This window comes from Microbacterium sp. 71-36 (genome assembly GCF_001898305.1).
Lineage (GTDB): Bacteria > Actinomycetota > Actinomycetes > Actinomycetales > Microbacteriaceae > Microbacterium.
The window spans coordinates 43,176-69,228 of the sequence record NZ_MKTP01000004.1 but is presented as its reverse complement, the minus strand read 5'-3'; the positions used below and the strand labels follow the sequence as shown (position 1 = coordinate 69,228).

At 72.0% G+C, this 26,053-nt stretch carries 25 protein-coding genes; 12 read left to right on the top strand and 13 right to left on the bottom strand.

Going from position 1 to position 26,053, the window contains the following annotated elements:
• Window positions 1-3: 3 nt before the first annotated feature.
• The 4 genes from BGO45_RS11805 to BGO45_RS11790 all read right to left on the bottom strand — a co-directional run bounded on the left by BGO45_RS11805 (window position 4) and on the right by BGO45_RS11790 (window position 3,668).
• Window positions 4-234, bottom strand: a complete 231-nt coding sequence (locus BGO45_RS11805; protein ID WP_292694488.1) for a glutaredoxin domain-containing protein — start codon at window positions 232-234, stop codon at window positions 4-6.
• Window positions 231-1,001, bottom strand: a complete 771-nt coding sequence (locus BGO45_RS11800) for an SDR family NAD(P)-dependent oxidoreductase (protein WP_076493209.1) — start codon at window positions 999-1,001, stop codon at window positions 231-233. Before BGO45_RS11800 ends, BGO45_RS11805 begins: the two co-directional genes overlap by 4 nt.
• Before the next feature lie 61 nt (window positions 1,002-1,062).
• Window positions 1,063-2,718, bottom strand: a complete 1,656-nt coding sequence (locus tag BGO45_RS11795) for an NAD(P)/FAD-dependent oxidoreductase (RefSeq protein ID WP_292694486.1) — start codon at window positions 2,716-2,718, stop codon at window positions 1,063-1,065.
• Window positions 2,719-2,744: 26 nt separating this feature from the next.
• Window positions 2,745-3,668 (bottom strand): alpha/beta hydrolase, encoded by a 924-nt coding sequence (locus BGO45_RS11790; RefSeq protein ID WP_292694484.1) that lies wholly within the window; start codon window positions 3,666-3,668, stop codon window positions 2,745-2,747.
• Between the two features lie 250 nt (window positions 3,669-3,918).
• Between BGO45_RS11790 and BGO45_RS11785 the strand changes: the two genes are divergently transcribed.
• From BGO45_RS11785 to BGO45_RS11770, 4 genes are all read left to right on the top strand, one after another.
• A complete protein-coding gene (locus BGO45_RS11785) occupies window positions 3,919-5,079 on the top strand; it encodes an ABC transporter substrate-binding protein (RefSeq protein ID WP_292694482.1) in 1,161 nt (386 codons plus the stop codon).
• A 73-nt stretch (window positions 5,080-5,152) separates the two neighbouring features.
• On the top strand, window positions 5,153-5,872 hold the full coding sequence (locus tag BGO45_RS11780) for an SDR family NAD(P)-dependent oxidoreductase (RefSeq protein ID WP_076493214.1): 720 nt from the start codon (window positions 5,153-5,155) through the stop codon (window positions 5,870-5,872).
• Window positions 5,873-5,897: 25 nt separating this feature from the next.
• Complete coding sequence (locus BGO45_RS11775; RefSeq protein WP_292694479.1) at window positions 5,898-8,465, top strand: ATP-binding cassette domain-containing protein; 2,568 nt, start codon at window positions 5,898-5,900, stop codon at window positions 8,463-8,465.
• Entirely contained in the window at window positions 8,462-9,520 is a 1,059-nt protein-coding gene (locus BGO45_RS11770) for an ABC transporter permease (protein WP_083696652.1), read from the top strand. The genes BGO45_RS11775 and BGO45_RS11770 overlap by 4 nt, the downstream gene beginning before the upstream one ends.
• 62 nt (window positions 9,521-9,582) lie before the next feature.
• Here the strand turns inward: BGO45_RS11770 and BGO45_RS11765 are convergent, their stop codons facing one another.
• Window positions 9,583-10,905, bottom strand: a complete 1,323-nt coding sequence (locus tag BGO45_RS11765; protein ID WP_292694476.1) for an NAD(P)-binding domain-containing protein — start codon at window positions 10,903-10,905, stop codon at window positions 9,583-9,585.
• 88 nt (window positions 10,906-10,993) lie between these two features.
• On the opposite strand from BGO45_RS11765, the gene BGO45_RS11760 reads away from it, so the two are divergent.
• Window positions 10,994-11,341, top strand: a complete 348-nt coding sequence (locus BGO45_RS11760; RefSeq protein WP_292694473.1) for a metalloregulator ArsR/SmtB family transcription factor — start codon at window positions 10,994-10,996, stop codon at window positions 11,339-11,341.
• 211 nt (window positions 11,342-11,552) lie between these two features.
• Here the strand turns inward: BGO45_RS11760 and BGO45_RS11755 are convergent, their stop codons facing one another.
• Window positions 11,553-13,274: a helix-turn-helix domain-containing protein gene (locus BGO45_RS11755; RefSeq protein ID WP_076493217.1), complete on the bottom strand. Its 1,722-nt coding sequence runs from the start codon at window positions 13,272-13,274 to the stop codon at window positions 11,553-11,555.
• 133 nt (window positions 13,275-13,407) lie between these two features.
• Complete coding sequence (locus BGO45_RS11750) at window positions 13,408-14,115, bottom strand: GntR family transcriptional regulator (protein WP_292694469.1); 708 nt, start codon at window positions 14,113-14,115, stop codon at window positions 13,408-13,410.
• Between the two features lie 107 nt (window positions 14,116-14,222).
• Between BGO45_RS11750 and BGO45_RS11745 the strand changes: the two genes are divergently transcribed.
• From BGO45_RS11745 to BGO45_RS11725, 5 genes are all read left to right on the top strand, one after another.
• Window positions 14,223-15,716 carry an NAD-dependent succinate-semialdehyde dehydrogenase gene (locus tag BGO45_RS11745; RefSeq protein WP_292694466.1) on the top strand — a complete coding sequence of 498 codons (1,494 nt, stop codon included), beginning with the start codon at window positions 14,223-14,225 and terminating at the stop codon, window positions 15,714-15,716.
• A complete protein-coding gene (locus BGO45_RS11740; protein WP_292694464.1) occupies window positions 15,713-16,984 on the top strand; it encodes an iron-containing alcohol dehydrogenase in 1,272 nt (423 codons plus the stop codon). Before BGO45_RS11745 ends, BGO45_RS11740 begins: the two co-directional genes overlap by 4 nt.
• Window positions 16,981-17,922: a 3-hydroxyacyl-CoA dehydrogenase gene (locus tag BGO45_RS11735; RefSeq protein WP_292694462.1), complete on the top strand. Its 942-nt coding sequence runs from the start codon at window positions 16,981-16,983 to the stop codon at window positions 17,920-17,922. The genes BGO45_RS11740 and BGO45_RS11735 overlap by 4 nt, the downstream gene beginning before the upstream one ends.
• A gap of 103 nt (window positions 17,923-18,025) precedes the next feature.
• A complete protein-coding gene (locus tag BGO45_RS11730; protein WP_292694459.1) occupies window positions 18,026-18,301 on the top strand; it encodes a hypothetical protein in 276 nt (91 codons plus the stop codon).
• Window positions 18,302-18,315: 14 nt separating this feature from the next.
• Window positions 18,316-19,203 carry an FHA domain-containing protein gene (locus BGO45_RS11725; RefSeq protein WP_292694457.1) on the top strand — a complete coding sequence of 296 codons (888 nt, stop codon included), beginning with the start codon at window positions 18,316-18,318 and terminating at the stop codon, window positions 19,201-19,203.
• Window positions 19,204-19,338: 135 nt separating this feature from the next.
• Here the strand turns inward: BGO45_RS11725 and BGO45_RS11720 are convergent, their stop codons facing one another.
• The 3 genes from BGO45_RS11720 to purU form a co-directional block, all read right to left on the bottom strand.
• Window positions 19,339-20,538, bottom strand: coding sequence for an MFS transporter (locus tag BGO45_RS11720; protein WP_292694455.1), 1,200 nt, complete (start codon window positions 20,536-20,538; stop codon window positions 19,339-19,341).
• A complete protein-coding gene (locus tag BGO45_RS11715; RefSeq protein ID WP_292694453.1) occupies window positions 20,535-21,059 on the bottom strand; it encodes a helix-turn-helix domain-containing protein in 525 nt (174 codons plus the stop codon). Before BGO45_RS11715 ends, BGO45_RS11720 begins: the two co-directional genes overlap by 4 nt.
• A gap of 181 nt (window positions 21,060-21,240) precedes the next feature.
• The gene (purU, locus tag BGO45_RS11710) at window positions 21,241-22,128 is read right to left on the bottom strand and encodes a formyltetrahydrofolate deformylase (RefSeq protein ID WP_076493715.1); all 888 of its coding nucleotides are present in this window, start codon (window positions 22,126-22,128) and stop codon (window positions 21,241-21,243) included.
• Window positions 22,129-22,321: 193 nt separating this feature from the next.
• Here purU and BGO45_RS11705 point away from each other — a divergent pair, with 193 nt between their 5' ends.
• Window positions 22,322-23,647, top strand: coding sequence for a nitrate/nitrite transporter (locus BGO45_RS11705; RefSeq protein ID WP_292695166.1), 1,326 nt, complete (start codon window positions 22,322-22,324; stop codon window positions 23,645-23,647).
• 42 nt (window positions 23,648-23,689) lie between these two features.
• Here the strand turns inward: BGO45_RS11705 and BGO45_RS11700 are convergent, their stop codons facing one another.
• The gene (locus BGO45_RS11700) at window positions 23,690-24,094 is read right to left on the bottom strand and encodes an MFS transporter permease (RefSeq protein ID WP_292694449.1); all 405 of its coding nucleotides are present in this window, start codon (window positions 24,092-24,094) and stop codon (window positions 23,690-23,692) included.
• Between the two features lie 142 nt (window positions 24,095-24,236).
• Here BGO45_RS11700 and BGO45_RS11695 point away from each other — a divergent pair, with 142 nt between their 5' ends.
• Window positions 24,237-24,929 (top strand): GNAT family N-acetyltransferase, encoded by a 693-nt coding sequence (locus BGO45_RS11695; protein ID WP_292694446.1) that lies wholly within the window; start codon window positions 24,237-24,239, stop codon window positions 24,927-24,929.
• Between the two features lies 1 nt (window position 24,930).
• Here BGO45_RS11695 and BGO45_RS11690 read toward each other — a convergent pair whose 3' ends face one another.
• Together BGO45_RS11690 and BGO45_RS11685 are read right to left on the bottom strand one after the other, a co-directional pair.
• Window positions 24,931-25,140, bottom strand: coding sequence for a multidrug transporter (locus BGO45_RS11690; RefSeq protein ID WP_292694443.1), 210 nt, complete (start codon window positions 25,138-25,140; stop codon window positions 24,931-24,933).
• A gap of 4 nt (window positions 25,141-25,144) precedes the next feature.
• A complete protein-coding gene (locus tag BGO45_RS11685) occupies window positions 25,145-25,954 on the bottom strand; it encodes an SDR family oxidoreductase (protein WP_292694440.1) in 810 nt (269 codons plus the stop codon).
• Between the last annotated feature and the right edge of the window lie 99 nt (window positions 25,955-26,053).

Genomic DNA, 26,053 nt, shown 5'->3' with positions numbered 1-26,053 from the left:
GCCTCAGAGGTGCGCGCGCACCTCATCGTCGGACGGCTCCACGAGCGCTGCGCCGTCGGGCAGCACCACGACCGGCACCCTCGTGCTCCCGCCGATCTCGGCCGCGCGCGCGGCGTCCGCCGCCGACGCCTCGACGTCGACGAACGCGTGCGCGACGCCCAGGTCGGTCAGCAGCGCGCGGGTGCGGAGCGTGTCGGCGCACTCCTGCTTGCCGTAGACCACGATCTCGCTCATCGGGCCGTGTACCCGCCGTCGACCGGCAGCGTGACGCCGGTGATCCAGTCGGCCTCGTCGGAGGCCAGGAACAGCACCGCGTACGCGACGTCGATCGGGCGGCCGAGTCGGCGGATCGACTGGTGCGCGGTCATCATCTCCTCGTACGCCGGCATCCCGCCGGGGTACTCGGCGGCGATGCCCTCGACGAGCGGGGTGAGGACGGTCGACGGGTTCACCGCGTTGACGCGGATCCGGTGCCGGCCGTAGCTGGCGGCATCCTGCTTGGTCTGCATGTTCACGGCGCCCTTGGCGACGTGGTACGGCGTGAACTCGTCGTTGCCGAGGATCCCGTAGATCGACGAGAAGTTGACGATCGCGCCCTTCCCGGCCTCGAGGAAGTGCGGGACGGCGGCCTTGGTCGCGAAGAAGACGCCCTTCACGTCGACGGCGAAGACGGCATCCCACTCCTGCTCCGTGACCTCGTGCGTGGGCTTGTCGGCGCCGATGATCCCGGCGCAGTTGATCAGCACGTCGAGCCCGCCGAAGGCCGCCGCGGCGCCGTCGACGGCGGCGCGCACATCGGTCTCGCTCGTGACGTCGGCGCGCGTGAACAGCGCGTCGCCGCCCGAGTCCCGGATGCCGGCGGCCACCGCCTCGCCGGCGTCGGGCTGCGCGTCCAGGAGCGCGACGCGCGCCCCCTCCGCGGCGAAGAGTTCGGCCGTCGCGCGGCCCATTCCGGAGGCGGCGCCGGTGATCACCGCACGCTTTCCCTGCAGTCGTGCCATGGGGGAGTCCTTTCGTGACGGCGGGGACGCGTTCGCACGCGTCCCCGCCGGGGTGGGTCGGTCAGGCGTCGACGGGCTGCTTGGCGTCGGCGCGGTGGAGGAGCGAGGCGTAGCCCGACTCCTCGAGCTCGCGGCAGTACCGCTGGTAGACCTGCCCGCCGCCCATGTAGACCTGGAACTCCTCGGGCTTGCCGGGGATGTTCTCGCCCAGGAACCAGGCCTTGGCCTTCTTGCCCTCGGTGTACATGACGGTCTGGCGGCCGGTCTTCTCGGTCTCCTCGCGCCACCAGTCCTCGGACTCCGGCGTGGCCTCGAAGTACTCGACGCCGTTCTCCTCGGCCCACTTCAGCGCCCGCTGCAGCCACTGCGCGCCGAGCTGGATGGGGACGATGAGGTTCGAGTACGGCGTCTGCGGCCCGAGCGACATGAAGAAGTTCGGGAAGCCGTGCGCGTTGATGCCGAGGTTCGACTTCAGGCCGTCCTCGGCCCACTTCTCGCGGAGCGTCCGGCCGCCGCGGCCCACGATGTCGATGTGGGTGAGCGTGCCGGTCATGGCGTCGAAGCCGGTGGCGAAGATCAGCACGTCGAGTTCGTACTCGGTGTCGCCGACCTTCACGCCCTTCTCGGTGATCGCCGTGATGGGGGTCTCGGCGGTGTCGATCAGGTGCACGTGGTCGTGGTTGAACGCGGCGTAGTAGCCGTGCCCCGTGGGGACGCGCTTGCCGTTGAACGAGTACGTGCGCGGCGAGAGCAGCTCCGCCGTGTCGGGGTCCTTCACGATCTCGGCGATCTTCGTGCGGATGAACTCGGATGCCAGTTCGCTGGCCTCGTGGTTGGTCGCGAGGTCGTTGAAGCACTCGTTGGCGAAGTGGAATCCGCCCTCGTTCCACTTGCTCTCGAAGATGCGGCGCCGCTCGTCCTCGGACACCTCGAGCGCGCTGTGCTCCGCGGGTTCCATCGCGACGCCGAACGGGTGGTTGGCGGCCTTCTCGTACACGAGGTCGTAGTTCTCGCGGAGCCACGCCATGTCCTCTTCCGAGACCTTGTCGTTGTTCGTCTCGACGATGAAGTTCGGCGTGCGCTGGAAGACGAAGAACTCGTCGACCTGACCGGCGATGACGGGGACGATCTGGATGCCGGAGGCGCCGAGGCCGATGAGCCCGACGCGCTTGCCCGACAGGTCGACTCCCTCCCGCGGCCACTGCGCCGTGTGGTACTTCTCGCCGCGGAACGTCTCGATGCCGGGGATCTCGGGGAAGATCGGCTGCGACAGCACGCCCATGCCGCTGACCAGGTACTTCGTGGTGAGCGTGTCGCCGCCCGCGAGATAGACCGTCCAGGTGTTGGCATCCTCGTCGTACGCGGCGGACTCGACCCGGGTGTTGAGCCGGATGTCGCGACGGAGGTCGAGTCGGTCGGCGACGAAGTTGAGGTACGACAGCACCTCTTCGCCGGAGGGGTAGCGCTCGGTCCAGGTCCACTCGTCGCGCACCTCCTTCGAGAAGGAGAACGAGTAGTACGAGTACTCGCTGTCGGTGCGGACACCGGGGTAGCGGTTCACCCACCAGGTGCCGCCGATGCCGTCCTCGCCGTCGACGGCGATCGTCCGCAGCCCGATCTCGCGGAGGTGGTGCAGCATCGCCAGGCCGGAGAATCCGGCGCCGATGACGATGGCGTCGTAGTCGCGGTCGCTGCCGCGTGCAGGGGTGTCGCTCATGGCGGGGGTCCTTTCGGTGGAGGGGGTCATGCCGAGACGCGGGTCGAGCTGGTCGCCCGCACCCATTCGGCGATTCGACGGATGGAGGTGTCGGCGGCCGCGTGGCGTCCCGCCTGCAGGGGCCAGACGTGCTGTTCGCCCGAGACGGTCTCGAAGGTCACGTCGACGCCGTCGCGTGCGGCGCGCTCGGCGAGACGCACCGCGTCGGCGTACAGGGACTCGGCGTCGCTGGCGGTGAGGAACAGCGGCGGGAAACCGGTGAAGTCCGCGTACAGCGGGTTCACGAGCGGGTCGGTGGGCGAGGCCCCGCCGGAGAGGTAGCGGTCGATGTTGCCCTGCAACCCCTCGCGGGCGATCAGGAAGTCGGTCGCGTCGTTGGTCTCGATCGTCTCGCCCGAGTTCTCCATGTCGACCCACGGCGAGATCGTCGCGACCCTGCCGGGGAGCGCCGCGCCGCGCTGCAGCCGACGCAGGACGGTCGCGATCGCGATGCTCGCCCCCGCGCTGTCGCCGACCGGGGTGATCGCCTCGGCGGCGATGCCGTCCGCGATGAGGGCGTCGATCACGGCGTCCGCGTCGTCCAGCTGCGCGGGGTACGGGTGCTCGGGGGCGAGCCGGAAGTCGGCGACGAACGCCGACGAGCCGGCAGCCTTGGCGAGGTGCCCCGCCATCTTCCGGTGGCTCGCCGACGATCCGAGGGCGAACCCGCCGCCGTGGAGCACGAGCAGCACCCGCTCGCGGTCCGCCTCCAGCGGAGTGACGAGGATGCCGGGGACACCCCCGATGCTCGTCGAACGGTAGGTCACGTCCTCCGGTTCGGCCGTCGCGCGCTGCCAGTCCTCGAAGACCCATCGAAGGACGGGGAGCGACATGTCGGGGGCGGCGGTGAACTCGACGGTCCACTCGGCGTAGATCTCCCCCAGGGGGTCGGTGGGCCTGTTCTCGGCCATTCGCGGATCCTCCTCATCGTGGATTCCAGGTCGTTGCGGGGCATCGGAGCGCCCCGGTGACCCCAGGATGAACCGCCCTCCGGCCGCCGCGACGGGGTGTCGCAGAATGAGTCACCCCCGTCTCACCGTGACGCGATCAGCCCCCCTCCCGCCGCAACAGACTGCTGGACACCACCACATCCGTGCCGGCATCCACAGCGGGGGACCCACCCTCCGGCCGGCTCTCAATGACGAGAAAGTTGGCACGCACATGCGACACAGCACCGCGCTGCGCACCGCGGCGGTCTTCGCCGCCGTCGGCGCACTCCTGCTCACCTCGGCCTGTTCCACCGGGTCGCTGTCCTCGGCCGGTTCGGGCGACGACGCGTCGGCGGGCGCGACCGACAGCCAGGTCACCACCGGCACCGTCGGCGTCCAGGGCGACATCCAGGACATCTCGAACTTCTGCGGCGACAAGGACATCACCGTCGCCCTCGCCGACGGCTTCGGCGGCAACTCCTGGCGCAAGATCACCCGCGCGATCTTCGAGGCCGAGGCCGCGAAGTGCCCGAACATCAAGAAGGTCCTCTACACCGACGCGCAGGGCGACACCCAGAAGGCGATCAGCGACATCAACTCGCTCGTTGCGCAGGGCGTGAACGTCATCGTCACGTTCGTCGACGGCGGAGAGGCGCTGCTGCCGACCATCCAGAAGGCCACCGCGGCGGGCGTGAAGGTCGTGCCCTTCGTCGGGTCGCCCGGCGGGACGCCCGGCAAGGACTACGTCGACTTCGTGTCCGAGGACATCACCACCTACGGCAAGAACCTCGCCGACTGGACCATCAAGACCATGGGCGGCAAGGGCAACCTCGTCATGCTGGGCGGCATCGCCGGCAACTCCTACTCGCAGGGTGTCTACGAGGGCGTCCTCGAAGCCGTCAAGGAGAACCCCGGGGTGACGCTGCTCAACACCGACGGTCCCGTCGCGACCGACTGGGAGCCCGGGAAGACGCAGCAGGTTGTGGCCGGACTCATCACGAAGTACGGCGACATCAACGGGATCGTGGCCGACTACGGCGGCGGTTCGGTCGGCGGCATCCGTGCCTTCGAGGCCGCCGGCAAGCCGTTCCCGGTGTGGTCCGCCAACGACAGCAACGAGTTCGCCTGCCTCTGGTACGAGTACAAGGACACCCAGCCGACCTACCAGATCGCGACGGAATCCTCCCGCAACTGGATCGTCACGGTGGCCCTGCACAAGGCGCTCGCGGCGGCCAACGGCCTGCCGAACGACGAGCCGTCCACCTACAACCTCGAGATCATCGAGGACTCCACGGATCAGTCGAAGCAGCCGAAGTGCGAGAGCAGCCTGCCCGCCGACGCGATCCTCTCCTCCGGCCTCTCGGTCGACCAGCTGAAGCAGCTGTTCCAGTGATCCCCCGCCGGGGCCGCGGGCGAACGTGCCGCGGCCCCGGCACCCCGTCCCACTCCCAGGAGGAGAACCCCTCATGAACCGACTCACCGGAAAGGTCGCCGTCGTCACGGGCGCCGGCCGTGGCATCGGCCGCGCCATCGCCGAGGCGCTGCACGAAGAGGGGGCGACGACGATCGCCACCTCGCGTTCCTCGGCGGACCCCACCTTCGGTCCCATCGCGTACGCGCCGTTGGACGTGGCATCCGAGGACGACTGGCACCGCGTCATCGGGGACGTGCTCGACGCCCACGGGCACATCGACGTGCTCGTCAACAACGCCGGGATCATCGCGTACGACCCGCTCCACGAGCTGTCCATGGACGACTGGCAGAGCGTCGTGGCCACCAATCAGACCGGCGTCTGGCTCGGCATGCGCGAGGTGATCCCGCACATGATCGCGCAGGGCGGCGGCTCGATCATCAACATCTCGTCGATCTGGGGTTCGGCCGCGGTCGGCGGCGCGCACGCCTACCACGCGACCAAGGGCGCCGTCCGGAACATGTCCAAGAACGCCGCGATCACCTACGCCACTCAGAACGTGCGCGTGAACTCCCTGCACCCGGGCTTCATCGAGACGCCCCTCACCGACGCGCAGGCCGCCGAGGTGAACGCCTACGTCGTGTCGCAGACCCCCATGGGCCGCGCCGGGCAGCCGCGCGAGATCGCCGCCGGCGTCGTGTTCCTCGCCAGCGACGAAGCCAGCTTCGTCACCGGTTCCGAGCTCGTCATCGACGGCGGCTACCTCGCCCAGTGATGCACCCCCACAGAACGGATTCGCCATGACTGACATCGACATCGGAACGGCCCCCGCGCCGCCGGGCGCGGGCACCGAGGTCTCGTCGCTCCTGCGGCTGGACGGCATCACGAAGACCTTCCCCGGCGTCCGGGCCCTCACCGACGTGCATCTGGATGTGCGTGCCGGGGAGATCCACGCCCTCGTCGGCGAGAACGGCGCCGGCAAGTCCACGCTGATGGCGGTCGCGTCCGGCGCGCTCGCCGCGGACGAGGGCTCCGTCTGGATCGCGGGCACCCTGCTCACGTCCGCCGATCCGCAGGAGGCCCGCCGCCTCGGCCTCGGCATCGTCCGCCAGGACCCCGCGCTCCTGCCCGACCTCACGGTCGCCGAGAACATGGCGGTGGGCGTCGGCATCCGCCGGGTCGGAGGACTCGGGCGCGCCGTCGCCTGGGCGACCGCGCAGCTCGCGCCGTGGGACATGAGCATCGACCCGCGCACCCGCGTCGCCGACCTTTCGGTGGAACAGCGCTTCGTCGTCGAGATCGCCAAGGCGCTCGCCCTCGACCCGCGCGTCCTGATCCTCGACGAGCCGACCGAGCACCTCAGCATCGAGGAGGTCCAGAAGCTGTTCGCCCGCGTGCGCGAGGTCGTCGCGGGCGGCGCCGCGGTGGTCTACATCTCGCACCGGATCCCCGAGGTCAAGCAGATCTCCGATCGCATCACGGTGCTGCGCGACGGCAAGGTGCGCGGCACGTTCCCCGCCGCGGAGGTCGACGAGGCGCAGATCATCGAACGCGCCATCGGGCGCAAGCTCGAGGCCGTGTTCCCCGAGAAGGGCAGCAGCGCCGGCACGATCCGGGATGCCGACCGGCTGGCGGTCCGCGGTCTCCGGGGCGACCACTTCCACGACGTCTCCCTCACCGTCCGCTCGGGCGAGATCGTGGGACTCGCCGGCGTTCAGGGCAACGGCCAGGCCGCGCTCATCCGCGCACTCGCCGGGCTCGAGGCATCCACGGGGGAGGTGAGCGTCGACGGCCGTCGCGTGAGCGGAGGATCCGCCGGAGCGGCAGCCGCGGGGGTCGTGTACGTCCCCGCCGACCGCCACCGCGAGGGCGTCTTCCTGCCGCTCTCCGTCGCCGAGAACGTCTCGGCCGGCACGCTGCCGCAGGCGTCCGTCGGCGGGTTCGTCAGCGACCGGCGGATGATGGCCCGCGCGAAGGAGATGATCTCGCGCCTGTCGATCAAGACGCCCAGCCCCCGCACCGCCGTCGCGTCGCTGTCAGGCGGCAACCAGCAGAAGGTCGTGCTCGCGCGCACGCTCCTGGCCCGGCCGCGCGTGCTCCTGGCGGAGGAGCCGACGCAGGGCGTGGACGCCGGAGCGCGCGTGGACATCTACCGGATCCTGCGCGAGGCCGCCGACGACGGTGCCGCGGTGGTCGTGCTGTCGTCCGACGGTGTCGAACTCGAGGGGCTGTGCGACCGTGTGCTGATCCTCTCGCGCGGCGAGGTCGTCCAGGAGCTGTCCGGGGCGGAGGTCACCGAGACTGCCATCGCGCGGGCGGCCCTGACGTCCACGACCGTGCGTGCGCGGGAGGAGACCGACGGCCGACGTCACCGGCTGCGGGCCTGGCTGCGCGGCGACCACGCCCCGGCCGTCGCGCTCGCGGCGGTGTTCGTGGCCCTCGCCGTCGCGGTCGCGACCACGAACGGCGCCTATTTCTCGCCGTTCAACCTCAACAACCTGCTCTTCATGATCGCGCCGCTGCTGTTCGTCGGCGCCGCGCAGCAGGTGGTCGTCCTGGGGTCGGGGTTCGACCTGTCGGTCGGCCCGCTCATGGGGTTCCTCGTCGTGCTCTCGTCGTTCTGGATCGTCGACGGGGGCAACCTGTACGTCGGTCTCGCGCTCATGCTCGCCGGGGCCGTCGGCGTGGGGGTGATCAACGGGCTGCTCGTGACGAGGTTCGGGATCAGTCCGGTCGTCGCCACCCTCGCGATGTTCATGGCGCTGCAGGGCCTCTACCTGCTGCTGCGCTCCACGCCCGGAGGCGTCATCTTCGCGGGGGTCTCGGACATGATCCAGGCCCGGGTCGGCCTCGTGCCCATCGCGACGATCGCCGGCGTCGTGCTGCTCGTCCTGCTCGAGGTCGCCCTGCGCCGCACCCGCTGGGGCGTCCAGCTGCGGGCCGTGGGGTCGCACGACGCGGCTGCGGCCCGCCTCGGCATCCGGGTCGGCTGGGTGCGGTTCCTCTCGTACGTGTTGTGCTCGCTGCTGGTGCTCCCCGCGGCCGTGATCCTCATGGCCCAGATCGGCATCGGCGACGGGCGGCCGTCGCTGTCTTACACGCTGGCATCCGTCACCGTCGTCGTCCTGGCGGGCACGAGCATCTTCGGTGGGCGCGGGTCGTTCCTCGCGGTCATCGCGGCGGCGTTCCTCGTGCAGCAGATCCTCAACGTCTCGCCGTTCCTCGGCCTGTCGCAGGCGTGGTCGTACTGGCTGCCGGGCCTCGTGACCCTCGCCGCCGCAGGCCTCTACGCCGCACTGCGCGGGAGCGGGCGCCGGCGGCGTCGCCCCCGCGGTGCCGCCATCGCTTCTCCCGGAGGTGTCTCATGACTCAACTCGATGCTCCGCGCTCCGCGCCGGAGACCACGACGACATCGCTCCCCGTGCCGCCGACGGGCCGCTCGGCCGAAGCGGTGTGGCGGAGGGCGCTCGCGGGCAGCTGGGTGCCGATCACGGTCGCGACCGCCGCCCTGTTCCTCGTGAGTCCGGTGATCGCGCCGGGAAGCCTGGATGCCGCGCCCCTGCTGTCGATGCTCCCCTTCGCGTCGGTCCTCGCGATCGCCGCCGCCGGGCAGACGCTGATCGTGCAGCAGCGCGGCCTCGACCTCTCGGTGCCGGGGATGATCGCGCTCGCCGCGGTGCTCGCCACGGCCCTGCCCCAGCAGTACGGCTGGGGCGTGTGGCCCGCGGTCGTCGCCGCGGTCGTGCTGCCGGGTGTCTTCGGGCTCTTCAACGGCGCGATCGTCGCGGGGCTGCGGATCATGCCGCTGGTCGCGACGCTCGGGATGAACGCGGTGCTCCTCGGCACGGTGTTCTCGATCGCGAACGGCACACCTTCGGGGGCCGCCGACGAGCTCAACCGCTTCGCCCTCGCGCGCACGCTCGGGGTGCCGAACACGGCGCTCATCGCGATCGTCGTCATCGCGGTGGCCGCGGTGGTCACGCAGCGTTCGATCATCGGGCGGCGTCTCACCTCCGTCGGGGTGAGCGAGCCCGCCGCGGCCGTGGTCGGCGTGCGGGTACGCGTCTACCAGGTCGCGGCCTACGGATTCGCGGGGCTCTGCTACGGCGCCGCGGGCGTGTTGCTCGCCGGGTACACGAAGACCCCGGCGCTGTTCCTCGGCGACCAGTACCTGCTGCCGACCGTGGCCGCGGTGGTCCTCGGCGGGACGGCGCTCACGGGCGGCATCGCGTCGATCGCCGCCACCGCGGTCGCCGCGCTGTTCCTGACGCAGCTCGGACAGTTGCTGCGGTCGGTCGGGTGGCCCGACGCGCTCCAGTTGCTGACGCAGGCGATCGTGCTCGTGCTGGTCGTGGTGATCCGTGAGCTCGTGCCGGTGCTCGTCCGGCGTCGGGCCGTGCGCCGCATGGCGCGGGAGTCCTGACCGCGGTCGGGTGCGGGGCGGGGGCGGAGGCGCGTCGGGTGCCTCCGCCCTTCCGCATTCCGTCAGACCGCGGCGGGGGCGCGGCCGATCTGCGGGGAGAGGGCGGGCGGGGTGCAGCACGCGACGCCGAGCGATGCGCCCGAAGCGTCGAAGAGTCCGGCGCCGCCGCACACGCCGGTGTCGGGGAGCGTCAGCTCGATCCGGCGGGCGGCGTCATGGTCGCCCGCGAGTTCCGCCACGACGCTGCGCACCTGCTCGTAGCCGGTGAGGGCGAGGAAGGTCGGCGCCCGGCCGTAGGACTTCGCGCCCACGAGGTAGAAGTCGGGCTCGGGCTGCGCCAGATCCGCGACCCCGGTCGCCGCGACCGACCCGCACGAATGCATGTTGGGGTCGATCTCCGCGGCGAGACGGACGGGAGCCTGGAGCGTGGGGTCCAGCTCCAGCCGCAGCTCCGACAGGAACGACAGGTCGGGCCGGAACCCCGTCAGCACGACGACGCGATCGGCGGTGAGGGCGCGGCCGTCCTCCGCCACGAGCGTCGGCCGATCGGCATCCATGTCCACCCGCTCGACGCGGAACCCCGTCACCAGCGTCACGAGTCCGGCATCCACGAGTTCTTTCGCGCGGATGCCGAGGGCCCCACGCGCGGGGAGATCGTCGGCGTCGCCGCCGCCGAACGCGTTCGCGGCCGTCGCGCGGCGGAGCGCCCAGGTGACCGTGGTGGCGGGGTCACGGCGCGCCATCCTCGCCAGCGCGAGGACCGCCGTGAGGGCGGAGTGCCCGGACCCGATCACGACCGTGTGCTTCCCCTCGAAGCCCGCGCGATCGCGGAAGTCGGGGATGCGGTACGTCAGTGCCCCCTCCGCGGCGCGCTCGCCGAGAGCGGGCAGACCGTCGGCGCCGGCGGGGTTCGGGGACGACCAGGTGCCCGAGGCGTCGATGACCGCGCGCGCCTGCAGGAGGTACTCGTCTCCCCCGGACGGGTGCACGTGCACGGTGAACGGCTGCTCCGCGCGCCCCGCGTCGACCAGGCGATCGCGGCCCCGCCGCGACACCCCCACGACGCGCGCGCCGTAGCTCACCCGGTCGCCGAGTGCCGCCGCCAGCGGGGCGAGGTAGGCGGTGACCCACTGCGCGCCCGTCGGGTATCCGGCGGTCGGTGCGTGCCATCCCGTGGGCGCGAGCAGGCGCGCCGCGGCTGCGTCGACCAGCTCGGGCCATTCCGAGAACAGGCGCACGTGCCCCCACTCCGCCACCGCGGACGCGGGGCCGGAGCCTGCCTCCAGGACGACGACGGGAAGGTTGCGTTCCACGAGGTGGGCGGCGGCGGCCAGCCCCTGGGGGCCGGCTCCCACCACGACGACGGGCAGCGGGTTCGTGCTCACGGGACTCCTCCAGGGATCGACGGACTTCGATAGATCGAGAGTCTTCGATGTATCGACAAATGTCAATGCGTCATGTCAGAATCGCTGCATGCCCACGACGCTCCCCCTGCTCCCGACCGACGCCGCCGTGTGCTGCTCGCCGGTCACCGGAGGGGCGCTGTCCGCCGAGGAAGCCGAGGCGATCGCGCGCACCTTCAAGGCTCTCGGCGACCCCACTCGGGTGCGTCTGCTGTCGCTGATCGCGGCGTCCAGCGGGGGAGAGGCCTGCATCTGCGACCTCACCGAGCCCGTCGGCCTGTCGCAGCCGACCGTTTCGCACCACATGAAGCTGCTCGTGGACGCCGGCCTCGCGACCCGCGAGCAGCGCGGCCGCTGGGCCTACTACCGCGTCGTGACCGACGCGCTCGCGCAGGCCGCGGACGCCCTCCGGCCGTGACCCTCCTCCGCGTGCGACCGATGGTCGCGGCCGATGGGCCCGCGGTCGAGGAGATCTTCCGTCAGGGGATCGCCACCGGCAACGCCACCTTCGAGACCGATCCCCCGGCGTGGGACGCCTTCGACTCCGGCCCTCATGGCGTACGGCCCCTGGGCGGGGCAGTGGCGCGACACGATCCTCGTCGAGCGTCGCGTGGCGGGCTGATCCCGCCTCAGGCCGTCAGGCGATACGTCTTCATCTTCCGGTAGACCGTGGCGCGGGACAGACCGAGGATCTCGGCGGCCCGGGAGCGATTGCCGCCCGCTTCCTGCAGCGCGCGCTGGATGGCTTCCAGCTCGGCGCGTTCGATCATCGTCATGGCGCGCGCCCCGCGGACCGACATGGGGAGATCGGCCGCGCCGATCGCACCGCGGCGACCGCTCAGGGCGAGCTGCTCGATCACATTGCGGAGCTCCACGATGTTGCCCGGCCACGCGTGCGCCTCCAGGGCGGAGAGCGCGTCACGCGTGGGTTCGAGGTGTGCGGATGAGGCGGCGTGGTCGGCGAGCGCGCGCCAGAGCGGACCGACGTCACCGGAGCGTTCCCGCAGCGACGGCACCCACGTCGTGGGGTAGCCGACGCGGGTCGCGAAGGAGCCCGCCTCGGCGCGATCCGCCGCCGAGAGCGTGAGCAGCACGGCGCCGCGCGACGGCGTCGAGTCGATGAGCGACACCATGCCCGAGAGCGACCCGGGTTCGAGGGTCTGGATGCCTTTGACCACGACCGGTGCTCCGGCGGCGAGCCGCTCGGACAGGCGCTGCAACCACCGCCGCGCGCCCAGCACGTGACGCTCGGCCGCGTCGACCACGGTCGCGGCGCGGGCCGCGCCGGGGCGGTGCGGCAGTCCGAGGGCGAGCGAGGTCTTGCCCGTGCCCGGCTCGCCCGCGATCAGCAGCGGTGTGCGCGCCTCGCGGTGACGGGCGACGGTCTGCGCGACGGCGAGCCACTCCGTCGACCGCCCGGCGAGGGCGGGGCGGAGCGGGCCGAAGCCGCCGTGCGTCACGGGCCGCTCGCCGACGTTGACGACCGCGACGCTGCCGGCCCCGTCCTGCAACCGGGTGACCTGCACGTCGGCGTATCCCGACGACAGTTCGACGTTGACGCGACCCCCGCGCGACTCCTCGGCGCACAGGCGCTGGACGAGCGCCATGTCCGCGGTCGAGAGCCGGGATGCGCGCTGGTTCTGCATCAGCAGGCCGTCGGGCCCGAGCGCGACGACCGGCCCCTGCTGGACGCGCGAGGCGGCGAGGAACGCGGCGAGCATGCTGCGGGCCGCCGGGCGCTCGGCATCCATGACGTGCTGGCCGAGCTGCGTGGCGATCGAGTGGGTGAGGGGGCGGAGGAGCTCGGGGCGTTCGGTGATGTGCGTGGACAGCGTGATCACGGCGAGGAGTCGCCCGGTGAGCGGATGACGCACGGGGCTGCCCGTGCACACCGCCGAGCGGTAGAACTCGGCGAAGTGCTCGTTGCCGGTGATCTGGACGCTGCGTCCGGTGGCGGCGACCGTGCCGACGCCGTTCGTGCCGACGGTCTCTTCCGACAGCACGGCTCCCCGCACGGTGCCGAGCCGATCGAGGTGATCTGCGGCGGCGCGGTCGTGGGTCCAGCGCTGCAGGATGCGGCCCTCGGAATCGGCCAGCAGCAGACCCAGACCCGTGCCGTCGAGTTCGTCGGAGACGCGGGCGAGCGGGGCCTGGAACATCTCCAAAAGGTGACGGTCGAGGAGGTCGACGCCGACCTGCGGGACGTCCCGGATGCGATCGGGCGAACCGAGGGCCTCTTTCGAGCGCTGCCACGAGGTCACGAGGTCGGGGCGGAGGGCGGCCGTCGCCGACGAGGCGGACAGGATCTCGCTCTTGGCCTGCTCGATGAGCCGTGCGGAGGTGGGGGTCATCTTCGACTCCTTCGTCGAGGACGGGCTCGCTCGCCCGTCGATGCGGATCAGGTGATCCGGATGCGAGGGGTGGGCTGTCGGGTGCGCTGAGAGTACCCCACCCGCGTGCGTGGGGGAATGGGGCGCGGGGCGCTCATACCGCGACCTCGTCGAGGTGCACGAGCCCGCCCTCGGGGGTCACGCGGCGCTCGTACTCGAGCACGGCGAGGCGTCCGGCGAGCTCGATGTGGTGCTCGCTCGTGGCGCGCGCGGCGACCGGGTCGCGGTCGACCGCCGTGGCCTGGACGATGGCGGTCAGCTCCTCGAACGACTGCGCGACGCGGTCGTCGTCGAGGAAGGCGTAGCGGCGGAACAGCCCGATCCGGGTGTGCACGCCGGACAGTTCGTCGGAGAGCACGTCGTTGTCGGCGCCGGCGAGCAGGATCCGGTAGAACTCCGACTTGCTCTCCTCCCGGCTGGCGAGGGTTCCGTGCAGGTATTCCGCGGTCATCGCGGCGTGATGGTCGATCAGCCGGGCGCAATCGGCGGCGCTCGCGCGCCGCGCGAACAGCGCCGCCGCGAGACCTTCGAGCGCCGCGCGCACCTCGTACAGCGACTCGATCTCGCGCTTGGTCAGGACCGCCACGATGGGACCGCGACCCGGGATCACCGAGATCAGGCTCTCGCTCTCGAGCTGGCGGAGCACCTCGCGGATGACCGTGCGGGAGACGCCGTACGCGGCGCACAGGTCGTTCTCGCGGAGGCGCTCGCCGGGTGCGCGTCGCCCCTCCAGGATCTCGTCGCGGAGCAGGAGGAGCACCTGCTGACGCAGGGGAGCGGCGTGCCGTTCGATGACGGGCATGGGGCCACCGGCCTTTCGGAAGCTGTCTCACATCGAGACACTCGCCGGTCGGCGGCGGGCGTCGCTATTACCGTAATACGAGATGACGATTCCGGAAAGGATCACCGATGACCACTCTCGCCCCGCCGTCGCGAACGGCGACTCTGCGCGGACACTCCGTGCCCCTGGATCTGTTCATCGACGGCGAATGGCGCGCCGGCGACGGTGACTTCGCCGTCTACGACCCGGCATCCGGAGGAGAGATCGCGCGCGTCGCCGACGGCACCGCGGCGGACGGGAAGGCGGCGCTGGATGCCGCGGCCGGCGCGCAGGCCGCGTGGGCGGCCATGCCTCCGCGCGACCGGGCCGACCTCTTCGCCCGCGCGCACCGACTGCTCCTCCAGCGAGGGGATGCCATCGCCGAGATCATGACGCTCGAGAGCGGCAAGCCCCTCGCCGAGTCGCGCGCGGAGTTCCAGCTCAGCGCCGACTTCTTCCTCTGGTACACCGAGCAGATCGCCCACCTGCACGGCTCGTTCGCCCACGGATCGCGCGGCGGATATCGCATCGTCACGACCCACCAGCCCGTGGGGCCGACGCTCCTCATCACGCCGTGGAACTTCCCGCTGCTGATGATCGCCCGCAAGGCCGGCGCCGCGCTCGCGGCCGGCTGCACCACCGTCGTGAAGACCGCGCGCGAGACGCCGCTCACCTGCGCGCTGTTCGTGTCGGTGCTGACCGAAGCCGGGTTCCCACCCGGCGTGGTGAACCTCGTCCACACCACGTCCTCGTCGGCGATCTCGGCCGAGGTCATGGCCGACCCGCGGCTGCGGAAGGTGAGCTTCACCGGCTCCACCGAGGTCGGCTCGACGCTGTTGCGGCAGGCGGCCCCCGGCATCGTCAACGCCTCCATGGAGCTCGGGGGCGACGGACCGTTCGTCGTGCTCGACGACGCCGACGTCGAAGCCGCCGCGGCCCAGGCGATCGTCGCGAAGTTCCGCAACGCCGGTCAGGCGTGCGTCGCCGCGAACCGCATCATCGTGCACGAGAGAGTCGCCGACGCGTTCATCGAGCGCTTCGTCGCGCTCGCGAAGGCCCTGCGGGTCGGCAGCGGATTCGACGCGGGCACCGACGTCGGCCCCATCATCTCGGCCCGGCAGCGCGACGGCGTGGCCGACCTCGTCGCGGAGTTCGAGCGCATCGACGCGACGCTCCTCGCCGGCGGTCGCGCGATCGACGGCGACGGCTACTTCTTCGAGCCGACCGTCTTCGAGGTGCACGACCGCGAGAGCGACGTGTGCCACCGCGAGCTCTTCGCCCCCATCGCCGCGATCTACCGTGCCGAGAGCACCGCGGATGCCGTTCGCTTCGCCAACGACACCCGGTATGGTCTGGCCGCGTACGTGTTCACGCGCGACCTGTCCCGCGCGTTCGCCGTCGCCGGGCGACTCGACTTCGGCATGGTGGGCATCAACCGCGGGATCATGGCCGATCCCGCCGCCGCGTTCGGCGGCGTGAAGGCGTCGGGCCTCGGCCGCGAAGGCGGGCAGGACGGCATCTACGAATTCCTCGAGCCGAAGTACCTGGCCGTCACCGTCGACGAAGAAGGAGCCCTCTCGTGAGCGACACCACCGCCCTCCCCGCCCCGACCCGCACCGACAACGACCTCGCGCTCGGGCTGCTGCGGCAGCCGCGCTCGGTCCTGTTCGGTCCGGGCCAACGTCGCCAGCTGCCGCGCGTGGTCGCCGAGATCGGTCGCCACGCCCTCCTCGTCACCGACGAGCGGATGGCATCCAGTACCGAATTCCGCGAGATCGCGGACGGGCTCCGGGGCGCGGGCGTCGAGGTCGAGGTGTTCGACCGCACCGAGCCCGAACTGCCGCGTGAGAACGTCATGGAGGTCGCCGAGCGCTACCGCGACCTTCCGATCGACGTGATCGTCGGCGTGGGCGGCGGGTCGTGCCTCGACCTCGCGAAGGTGTCCGCGGTCGTGCTCGCCAACGGCGGCGACGTCCGCGACTACTACGGCGAGTTCCTCGTCCCGGGGCCCGGTGTCCCGGTCGTCACCGTGCCGACCACGGGCGGCACGGGCGCCGAGGTCACGTGCATCTCGGTCGTCTTCGACGGCGAGCGGGGGATGAAGGTCGGGGTCGCGAGTCCGCACCTCGAGGCCACCGTCGCCGTCATCGACCCCGAGCTGACGCTGACCTGCCCGCCCGGACTCACCGCCGCCACCGGCGCCGACGCCCTGTCGCACCTCGTCGAGGCGTTCACGGGTCGTGCGAAGAACCCCACGCCGGAGGAACTCGCGACCAAGCTCTATGCCGGGAAGAACCTCCTCACCGACGTCTACGCACGGCAGGGGCTCGCGCTCCTGGGTCGCTCGCTGCCGGCCGTCGCCGCCGACGGGTCCGACCTCGCCGCGCGCACCGACACGATGTTCGCGTCGTACTGCGCCGGCATGGCGATTAACACCGCGGGCACCGCGGGCGCGCACGCCATCCAGTCGCCGATCGGCAACCTGACCCACACCCCGCACGGGTTCGGTGTAGCCGCGCTGCTGCCCTGGATCATGCGGTACAACCTGCCCGCCCGCGTCGCGGAGTTCGCCGAGATCGCGCGGCTGCTCGGCGCCGGGGATGCGTCGGCGAGTGAGGAGGAGCGTGCTCGGGACGGCATCCGGGCCGTGGAGGATCTGCTGCGGGCGCTCGGCGCCCCGACCGACCTCGCGACCCTCGGGCTCTCGCCCGACGACTTCGGCTTCGTCGCCGACCAGGCGATGCTGGCGACGCGGCTGACCGCGAACAACCCCCGCGAGCTGAGCCGCGACGCGGTGCTCGAAATCCTCCGTCGAGGCCACGCCGCCGACCGCGACTGGTGGGGCGAGTGACCGGCCGACCCGTCGCGATCGTCGGCTCGGGCGCGATCGGCGTCGCGTTCGCGGTGCTGTTCGCCCGGGCCGGCCGCACCGCCGAGGTGTTCGACATCGACGACGCCGCGCTGGACCGCGGCCGCGCGGACGTCGAGGCGCGGCTGCGGCTGCTCGCGGACGCCGGCCTCCTCGCCGAGGATCCTGCCGTCGTCGCGGCGCGGATCGGATGGCACACGGATGCCGCGGCGGCCGCGCACGACGCCGAGCTCGTGCAGGAGTGCGCCCCCGAACGCGCGGACCTCAAGCGCGAGGTCCTCGCGCGGTTCGCGGCGGTCGCGCCCGCGGATGCCGTGCTCGCGAGCTCGACGTCGGCGATCCAGCCCTCCGTCCTGGCCGAGGGGCTCGCGCCCGAGGTCGCCGCCCGGCTGGTCGTCGGACACCCCGGCAACCCGCCGTATCTGCTGCCGGTGATCGAGGTCGTGCCGTCGCCGGTCACGGCATCCCCGACCGTCGATCGCGCTGCCGGGATCTACCGCTCCGTGGGGCTGCGTCCGGTCGTACTGCGTCGCGAGATCGAGGGCTTCGTCTTCAACCGGCTGCAGGGCGCGCTGCTCCGCGAGGCGTACTGCCTGGTGCGGGACGGGATCGTGGACGCCGCCGACGTCGACGAGGTCGTCCGCAGCGGTCTCGGCCGACGGTGGAGCATCATCGGCCCGTTCGAGACGAGCGACCTCAACGTGCGCGGCGGCATCGCCGCCCACGCCGAACGCATGGGGGAGTCGTACGCCCGCATGGGTGCCGAGCGCGGCCAGCACGACCCCTGGACCCCCGAGCTCGTCGCCCGCGTCGCCGCCGAGCGTCGCGCGGCGCTGCCGCTCGAAGACTGGGACGCGCGCGTGCGGTGGCGCGACGCCCGCCTCATGGCGCTGACCCCGCTCTGGGACTCGGCCGACTGAGGCGGGCGGTTATCCCGCACATCGGCCGGGAACGCAATCCCTCCGTGCGCGAACCGGCCCGGTGGGAGCCTGGTGCCCCCGAACACCAGAAAGGACTGGGACGATGTCCGACACCACCGCATCCACCGACCCGTTCGCCAACTCCTCCGGCCCCGAGGGGCACTCGATCACCGACTGGACCGACCTCGGTCGGGAGATGTGGTCGTACCTCACCGGCCGCGGCGCCGCGGTCAACTACTCGTTCGTCGACATGACGGTCGAGGTTCCGCGCGACATCGGTCCGGACGCGCCCCGGGCGACGTGGAAGCTCAACGGCACCCTGCGCGTCACCACCAGCGACGACACCGCGCCGGGCTCCGACCCGTACCGCGGCAACTGAGGGCGGGCGCCGTCATGGTGCGCCTCGACATCGACCTCGCCTTCTCGGAGGAGGAGGCGGGGACGGATGCCACCCTCCCGCCGTTCGAGGGCACGATCACCGCCGCGGGCTCCGAGGTGCGGATCACCCTGAGCGATCCGTCGCGGCTGCCCGGCAACGGCCGTCGCACGCTCGCCGAGCTGTCGACGGTCGCCGACGCCCTGGCTGCGCGCGGGATCTCGGTGCGCGTGGAAGGACCGGACGGTCCGATCCTGCAGCTCGGTGACGTCAAGAGCAGCCTGCTGCAACGGGTCGTCACGGGTTCCCCGCACATCCGGCTCGGCTCCGTCGCCGCGCTCGCGCCCCTGCTCACGCGACGCAAGGACGGGCAGGCGCTGGCATTCCCCGTCCCGCCGGGCACCCCGCTCCCTCTCGTGCCGACCGTCAACCGCTCCGTCCGACGCCGCATCACCACGACGCACTACACCCCGGGCTCCGGACGCCCTCGGCTCATCTTCGCGATCGGCGATGGGTCGTGGGACGGATCGCGTCCCCGCGAGTTCGACCTGCTGCCCACGAAGACCGTGATCGGGTCCGGCGACGGGGCCGACCTGCGGCTCCCCGGCCTCGCCCCCATCCACGCCGAGATCCGGCACGAAGGCGACGACGAGTACGTCCTCTACGGGTTCGACGTCGTCGGCGGCGGCGGTGCCGCGCCGGAGGGGCGTCGCGGAGACGGGCGCATCCTGCGCACGGGCGCGCGGATCGAGCTGGGCGACTGGCGCCTGGCGTACTTCCGCGCCGAGTGGGCCGACCACGGCCGTCCCTACGGCGGTCGTGTGGGCGGCGAGCTCGCGCGTCAGCGCAAGCAACCGCCCCGCGGGGGCACGGGCCCGCTCGCCACGGCATCCGATCCCGACTGAGCCCGCCCCGGAACGCCGAGACTGCATCCGCCCGACAGACCCATTGCAGCCTGCGGGGGGTTTGTCGGGCCCGTGCAGTCTCGGCGTTCTCGGGGACACGGGCCCGACCGGTCCGGCCGCGACCCGCGCTCGGCTTCAGGGCGCCGTCACGCGCCACACGCTCCGTATCGATGCGGCGGCCAGCGTCGCCAGCACGATGAGCGCGGCGCAGGTCCAGAGCACGGGGGTCGTCCCGACCGCGTGGGCCACAGGACCGACGACCGCTTCGCCCAGGGGCACGGCGACGAACGACCCGACCATGTCGTAGGAGTACACGCGCGAGAGCGCGTCGCGCGGGATGTGCGACTGCAGCGACTGGTCCCAGGCGATCGCGAAGAGCTCGGTCGCGAAGCCGCCGAGCGCGAACCCGATGATGAGTACCGCGACCACGGGTGCGGCCGCCCGCGTCGCGACCGGCACCGCCGCGAACGCCATCGCGGCGACGCCGATCCCGAGTGCGCGGCGGGGCCGCCAGCGCAGCGCGACCACCGCTCCCAGCGCGAAGCCCAGGGTCTGCGCCCCGATGACGAACCCCCACGCCGAGCGCCCCACCGTCTGGTCCGCGACCACGGGCCCGAGCACGGCGACGGCGCCGGTGAACGCCGCGTTCAGCACGGCGAACTGCAGCACGACGATCCAGACCCAGGATCGACTCGTGAACTCGCGCCACCCCTCGCGCAGGTCCGCGATCACCGACGCACGCGGGACCTTGGCCCGCTCCGGCAGGCGCAGCCGCGAGAAGAACACGGCCGCGGCCGCGAAGGCGGCGGCATCCACGGCCAGACCCCAGCCCGGCCCGACCGCGGCGATCAGGATGCCACCCGCCGAGGCTCCGAGGATCGTGCCGGCGTTCAGCCCGAGGCGCAGCAGCGCGTTGGCCGGGCGCAGCTGCTCCGGAGGAACGGTGTCGGGTACGAGTGCGGCGGACGCGGGCAGGCTCACGCCGGCGACCGCGCCGTTCAGGATGCTCAACACGACCAGTGCCGGCACGGTCGCCGATCCGGTGACGACGAGGGCGGCGACGCCGCCTTGCGTGAGTGCCGCCGCGACCGACGTCCCGACCAGCAGGAGATTCCGGGGGAGGCGGTCGGCGAGGACGCCCCCGAAGAGGAGGACGGCGACGTTCGTGATCGAGCGCGCCGCGACGACGAGCCCCAGGTCGGCGGCGGAGCCCGTGAGGTCGAGCACGGCGAAGGCGAGGGCGATCGGGGCGACGGCGTTGCCGACGATGCTCGTCGTCCGCGCCGCGAGGAGCCACCGGAAGGCCGCATGGCGGAGCGGTCCCGGCCCGGTCACGGGCGCTCCAGGCGGAAGAGGGCGGCCGTCATCGAGACCGGCTGCGTCCCGGGGGTGCGCGGCGGCCGGGCGGCGGCGTGCAGCAGAGCCGACGCCTCGGCGACGTGATGCACCACCCGCCGCCACACTTCCGGATCGACCCACAGCTCGGCGTCGGTCGTGACGCCGGGGCCGTCGGCGCGCCGCCGTTCGCGGCGCCGCAGCTCGTCGATGACCGCCTCGGTGTACGACGCCGCGTCTTCGGCGGGTACGCGCGTGGTCGGGGGAGCGTCGGGGTCGATCCGGCGCGAGGAGGACTCGTGGCGGTAGCGTTTGGCATCCCCGCCGCGCAACCGCACGGTCTCGACGACGCGGATGAGGCCCACCCGCTCCAGCACGCGGAGGTGGTAGCTGGCCGCGGCCTGGGAGACGCCGAGCTCTCGCCCGACCTCGGCGGCGCTCATGGCCGCTCCGGTCAGCAGCGACAGCATCCGGAGGCGGAGCGGGTGCGCGGTGGCGCGCAGCTCATCGATGCGGGACATCCCCCGATGCTCGCGCGCTCGCGGCCGACCGTCAAATGTCTCTTTGGGGGTCGTCGGGCCCGGAACCGCGAGACTGCATCTACCTGACAACTCCACTGCAGGTTGCAGTGGAGTCGTCGGCGGGATGCAGTCTCGGCACCGAGGCGCGCCGACACCGCGGCGACGACGTCGGGCCCGGTCCTCAGGACGTGAAGACGATGGTGTGGTTGCCGTGGCGGATGATGCGGTCCTCGGCGTGCCAGAGCACCGCGCGCGAGAGCACCTGGCGCTCGACGTCGGCGCCGCGGCGGGCGAGCTCGGCGGCGGAGTCGGCGTGGGTCACCCGGACGGTGTCCTGCTCGATGATCGGACCCTCGTCGAGGTCGCCGGTGACGTAGTGCGAGGTCGCGCCGATGAGCTTGACGCCGCGTTCCTTGGCCTTTTTGTAGGGCTCCGCGCCGATGAAGGCGGGCAGGAACGAGTGGTGGATGTTGATCACCGGCACCCCGATCTTCTCGAGGAACTCCGGCGAGAGGATCTGCATGTAGCGCGCGAGCACGACGAAGTCGACGTTGCCGACCAGGAGCTCGAGGATGCGCGCCTCGGAGGCCGACTTGTCGGGGCCGGGGGTCGAGGGCACGTGGAAGAACGGCACGCCGAACGACCGGACGTCGTCGGCGGAGGTCGTGTGGTTGGACACGACCATCGGGATGCTCACGGGCAGGTCGCCGCGGCGGTGGCGCCACAGCAGGTCGAGGAGGCAGTGGTCCTGCTTCGAGGCGAGGATGGCCATGCGCTTCGGGGTGGCGAGGTCGGTGAGCTTCCACTCCAGCTCGAAGCCGTCGCGGAGCGTCCGGTGGAGGTCGGCCTGGATCTCGGGCAGGGATGCCGCGAGGTCGGGGCGGTGGAACACCACGCGCTGGAAGTACGCCCCGCCGCGCGTGCCGTCGGAGTACTGGTCGAAGGCGACGATGTTGCCGCCCTGGCGGGCGATGAGAGCCGAGACCGCGGCGATGATGCCGGGGGTGTCGCTGCCGTGGACGATGAGGCACGCGTGATCGGGCTGCAGGTGGGGGCTCGCGGAGACCATCGGACCATTCTGCCGTGCCCCGGTGACGGCGGTGACCACGCCCGCCGTCCCTGCCCGCGCCCGCCGTCCCTGCTCGCTGACTTCGGTCTTGTGTACGCTCGCGCTCGGCTTTCGCGGACGTGTCTCCGAAGTCAGCGATCGGGCTTCCCCGTGGAGGGCGGACGGAGCATCGACGTCGGAGGCCGCGACTAGCCTGGGAAACGTGATCAGCAGCCTCGAACGCCCCGGGTGGCGGACGTGGACGCTCTGGGGCGTGGGCGTTCTCGCGTACGTCGTCTCGATCGTCAACCGCACGTCCCTGTCGGCGGTGGGGGTGGATGCCGCGACCCGCTTCCACGCGGACGCCTCGGCGCTGTCGCTGTTCGCGGTGATCCAGCTGTTCGTCTACGGCGCGATGCAGATCCCCGTCGGCCTGCTGCTCGACCGCTACGGCGCGCGACCGATGATCGCCATCGGCATGCTGCTGATGGCGGCGGGCCAACTGGTGATGGCGTTCGCGGACGCGGTGGGGATCGGCATCCTGGCCCGTGTCCTGATCGGTGCGGGCGACGCGATGATCTTCCCCAGCGTCCTGCGCGTGATCGCGACGTGGTTCCCGGCGCAGCGGGCGCCGGTGCTCGTGCAGTTGACCGGCATCATCGGCCAGCTCGGGCAGATCGTGGCGGTCGTCCCCCTCGCCGCTCTCCTGCACGCGACGAGTTGGAGCGTCGCGTTCGGCAGCGTCGCGGGGCTGGGTGTGCTGTTCGCGGTGCTGACGTACGCGATCATCCGCAACCGCCCGCCCGAGCGGCGGGATGACGCGGTCGACACGTCCGTCGACACGCAGACCGGCACGATCCGCGTCGTCACCTCGGCGGCCGATCTGCGGCAGGGCTTCCGCGAATCGTGGGCCCACCCGGGAACGCGTCTGGGGTTCTGGTCGCATTTCGCCACGCCCTTCGCCGGCACGGCGTTCATGCTGTTGTGGGGATTCCCCTTCCTCACCGCCGGGGAGGGGCTGCCGCCGGCGACCGCATCGGCGATCATGACGCTGTTCGTGTTCTTCGGCATCCTGTGCGGTCCGGTGATCGGTGCGTTGTCGAGCCGGCATCCGCGCCGGCGCTCGCGCTGGCTGGTGCTGCCCACGGTCGTGTTCCAGGCGCTCGCCTGGATCGCGGTGGCCGCGTGGCCGGGGCCCGCCCCGCTGTGGCTGCTGATCGTGCTGATGTTCGCGCTCGCGACCGGCGGCCCGGCGTCGATGATCGCCTTCGACCACGCCCGCACGTTCACGCCGAGCCATCGCCTGAGCACGGCGACCGGCATCGTGAACGGCGGCGGCTTCCTCGCGGCGTTGCTGGCGATCCTCTTCATCGGCATCGCGATGGACGTCCAGGGCGCCGGCACCCCCGACACCTACTCCCTGGATGCCTTCCGCCTGGCGTTCCTCACGCAGGTGCCGCTGTGGCTGGTCGGGGGCATCGCGATCGTCGTCGAGCGCGCCCGCACGATCCGTCACGTCGGCGGTGAGCTGCCGCGCTGATCGGGTGGTGCCGCGTCGTGTCGGCCGGCGGGGCGGCCGGGATCAGCCCTGGCCCGTGAGGCGGCCCCACAGGTCGCCGATGATCGGCGCGAGGTCGGACGCGCGGTCCGCCGAGCCGGTGACCACGGCGATGAGCGGGAACGCCGTCACGGCCAGCGCGACCACGACGGCCAGGACGGTCCACGCGATCGCGGTCGCGGTGCGCCGACGGGTGAGGGCCGCGAACAGCAGGCCGGCGCAGACGACGACCCCGAGCAGGCTCACCAGCGTCACACTCAGCCCGGGGAAGGGGACGAGGCCGACCGTGGATGCCGTGGCCCCGGCGAGGAATCCGACGAGCGGCAGGAACAGTCCCGCGGCGACGAGCACGACGAGCACGACTCCGATCCCCGTCGTCACGAGGACTCCGCGCGGTCGGCGGGCGGTCGTGGCGCGTCCGGCTCTCATCGTCTCGTCCTCTCATCCGGGCCCGGGCGATCCGGGCTTCACGGATAGGACGGTCCGTGGCGGCGCTTCGTCACGCCGCGGCGGGATCCCGCCTGGCTGGAGGTGCGGCGCGGCCGCGCGCGGCGGGTGCCAGACTCGACGCATGAGCACGACCGGCATCGACATCCGCCCGCTCGACACCCTCGAGGCCATCGTCGCCGGGGCGCAGCTGTTCGACGACGTGTGGGTGGGTGACCGCGCGACGATGCCGTCGAACATCCTGCGGGCGCTCGAACACTCCGGCAACTACGTCGTCGGGCTGTACGACGGCGACCGGATGATCGGGGCGTCCGCGGCGTTCTTCGGCCCGCCCGCGGAGCGGACGATGCACTCGCATATCACCGGCATCCTGCCCGGATACCAGGGGCGCGGGCTCGGCCGCCAGCTCAAGGCGCACCAGCGCGAATGGGCGCTCGAGCGGGGGATCGGCCGCATCACCTGGACGTTCGACCCGCTGATCCGCCGCAACGCCCACTTCAACCTCGCCGTCCTCGGCGCGAGCGCCACCGAATACCTGGTGAACCAGTACGGCGAGATGCCCGACGACGTGAACCGCGGCGACGAATCCGACCGGCTCATGGTGTCGTGGGCGGTGGCCGAGCCGCCCGCCCCCACGCCCGCCGACGAGGCCGTGCGCGCGATCGTCGAGATCCCCGACGACGTCGAGGCGCTCCGTCGCACCGACCCGGCGGCCGCCGCTGAGTGGCGGTACCGGGTGCGCGAGGAGCTGCGGGGGCACCTGGCATCCGGTCTTCGTATCGGCGGTGTCGACGCGCGCGGCTACCTGCTCGTCTGAGTCAGTCGCCCGAGACGGGCACGTCCTCCTCCGCCGCGGGGTCGCCGGGACCGGGGCCGGGGCGCACGGCCGCGTCGTCGCGCACGTCGATGCGGGTGACACCGTCGTGCTGCGTGACGTCGATGCGCGGAGCCGCGTCGGCCTCCGTCGCCTTCGGTGCGCTCGTCAGCTGGTCGTGACGGTTCTCCTCGAAGCTCTTCTCGTCGCTCATCGCGTCACTCCTTTCCGGCCGAACGCCACGCGTCCGACTCCATGTGCGACCCCGCCTGCGGGCCCATCTGCAGCATCCCGCCATCCACGACCCAGCTCGCGCCGGTGACGTACGAGCCCGACGGCGACGCGAGGAACCGGATCACGTCGGCGATCTCGTTCGGCTTGCCGGGGCGACCGAGCGGGATCCCAGGACGGTGGATGCGGTCGGCATCCTCGGGGTCCATGTCGTTGATGGGAGTGGCGATCTCGCCCGGCGCGACGGCATTCGCGGTGATGCCGTACTGCCCGAGCTCGAGCGCCATCGTCTTGATGAGTCCGCCGAGCCCGTGCTTCGCCGCGACGTAGGGGGCGGAGCCGACGCGCGGCTGGTGCTCGTGCACGCTCGACACGGCGATGAGCCGTCCCCCGTTGCCGGCCGCCACCATGCGCTTCGCGGCGGTGTGCAGCGCGAGGAAGGCGCCGTCGAGGTTCAGCGCGACGTCGGTGCGCCACGTCTTCATGTCGAGGTCGAGGAAGCTGCCGCCGATTCCGCCGCCGGCGTTGTTGACGAACACGTCGAGGCCGCCGAGTTCGTCGGCGAGGGAGTTCACGGCATCCGGGATCGCGTCGAAGTCGGTGGCGTCGAACTGCGCCACGACCGCGCGGGCGCCGCGCTCGCGGACGGCGGTGGCGACCTTCTGCGCGCCGTCTTCGTCGCTGTTGTAGGTGATGGCGACGTCGATGCCGGCGGCGGCGAAGGCGAGCGCGGTGGCCGCGCCGATGCCCGAGTCCGAGCCGGTGACGATCGCGTGGCGGGGAGAGAAGTCGGTCATGCCGCGACGGTACGCGCGGGCACGGCGGCGGCGAGCGCCCTTGCCAGGCCCGTGTGGGCGCGTTACGGTCGCGCGCCGACGCGGCGGCCCGTGCCGAAC

Bases quoted from the DNA above. Each gene is read 5' to 3' on its own strand.
- BGO45_RS11785 (WP_292694482.1), top strand. From the start codon at position 3,919: ATGCGACACAGCACCGCGCTGCGCACCGCGGCGGTCTTCGCCGCCGTC.
- BGO45_RS11780 (WP_076493214.1), top strand. From the start codon at position 5,153: ATGAACCGACTCACCGGAAAGGTCGCCGTCGTCACGGGCGCCGGCCGT.
- purU (WP_076493715.1), bottom strand. From the start codon at position 22,128: ATGGTCTCCGCGAGCCCCCACCTGCAGCCCGATCACGCGTGCCTCATC.
- BGO45_RS11755 (WP_076493217.1), bottom strand. From the start codon at position 13,274: ATGACCCCCACCTCCGCACGGCTCATCGAGCAGGCCAAGAGCGAGATC.
- BGO45_RS11695 (WP_292694446.1), top strand. From the start codon at position 24,237: ATGAGCACGACCGGCATCGACATCCGCCCGCTCGACACCCTCGAGGCC.
- BGO45_RS11795 (WP_292694486.1), bottom strand. From the start codon at position 2,718: ATGAGCGACACCCCTGCACGCGGCAGCGACCGCGACTACGACGCCATC.
- BGO45_RS11770 (WP_083696652.1), top strand. From the start codon at position 8,462: ATGACTCAACTCGATGCTCCGCGCTCCGCGCCGGAGACCACGACGACA.
- BGO45_RS11730 (WP_292694459.1), top strand. From the start codon at position 18,026: ATGTCCGACACCACCGCATCCACCGACCCGTTCGCCAACTCCTCCGGC.
- BGO45_RS11745 (WP_292694466.1), top strand. From the start codon at position 14,223: ATGACCACTCTCGCCCCGCCGTCGCGAACGGCGACTCTGCGCGGACAC.
- BGO45_RS11685 (WP_292694440.1), bottom strand. From the start codon at position 25,954: ATGACCGACTTCTCTCCCCGCCACGCGATCGTCACCGGCTCGGACTCG.
- BGO45_RS11775 (WP_292694479.1), top strand. From the start codon at position 5,898: ATGACTGACATCGACATCGGAACGGCCCCCGCGCCGCCGGGCGCGGGC.
- BGO45_RS11750 (WP_292694469.1), bottom strand. From the start codon at position 14,115: ATGCCCGTCATCGAACGGCACGCCGCTCCCCTGCGTCAGCAGGTGCTC.
- BGO45_RS11715 (WP_292694453.1), bottom strand. From the start codon at position 21,059: ATGTCCCGCATCGATGAGCTGCGCGCCACCGCGCACCCGCTCCGCCTC.
- BGO45_RS11700 (WP_292694449.1), bottom strand. From the start codon at position 24,094: ATGAGAGCCGGACGCGCCACGACCGCCCGCCGACCGCGCGGAGTCCTC.
- BGO45_RS11760 (WP_292694473.1), top strand. From the start codon at position 10,994: ATGCCCACGACGCTCCCCCTGCTCCCGACCGACGCCGCCGTGTGCTGC.
- BGO45_RS11800 (WP_076493209.1), bottom strand. From the start codon at position 1,001: ATGGCACGACTGCAGGGAAAGCGTGCGGTGATCACCGGCGCCGCCTCC.
- BGO45_RS11790 (WP_292694484.1), bottom strand. From the start codon at position 3,668: ATGGCCGAGAACAGGCCCACCGACCCCCTGGGGGAGATCTACGCCGAG.
- BGO45_RS11805 (WP_292694488.1), bottom strand. From the start codon at position 234: ATGAGCGAGATCGTGGTCTACGGCAAGCAGGAGTGCGCCGACACGCTC.
- BGO45_RS11690 (WP_292694443.1), bottom strand. From the start codon at position 25,140: ATGAGCGACGAGAAGAGCTTCGAGGAGAACCGTCACGACCAGCTGACG.
- BGO45_RS11725 (WP_292694457.1), top strand. From the start codon at position 18,316: ATGGTGCGCCTCGACATCGACCTCGCCTTCTCGGAGGAGGAGGCGGGG.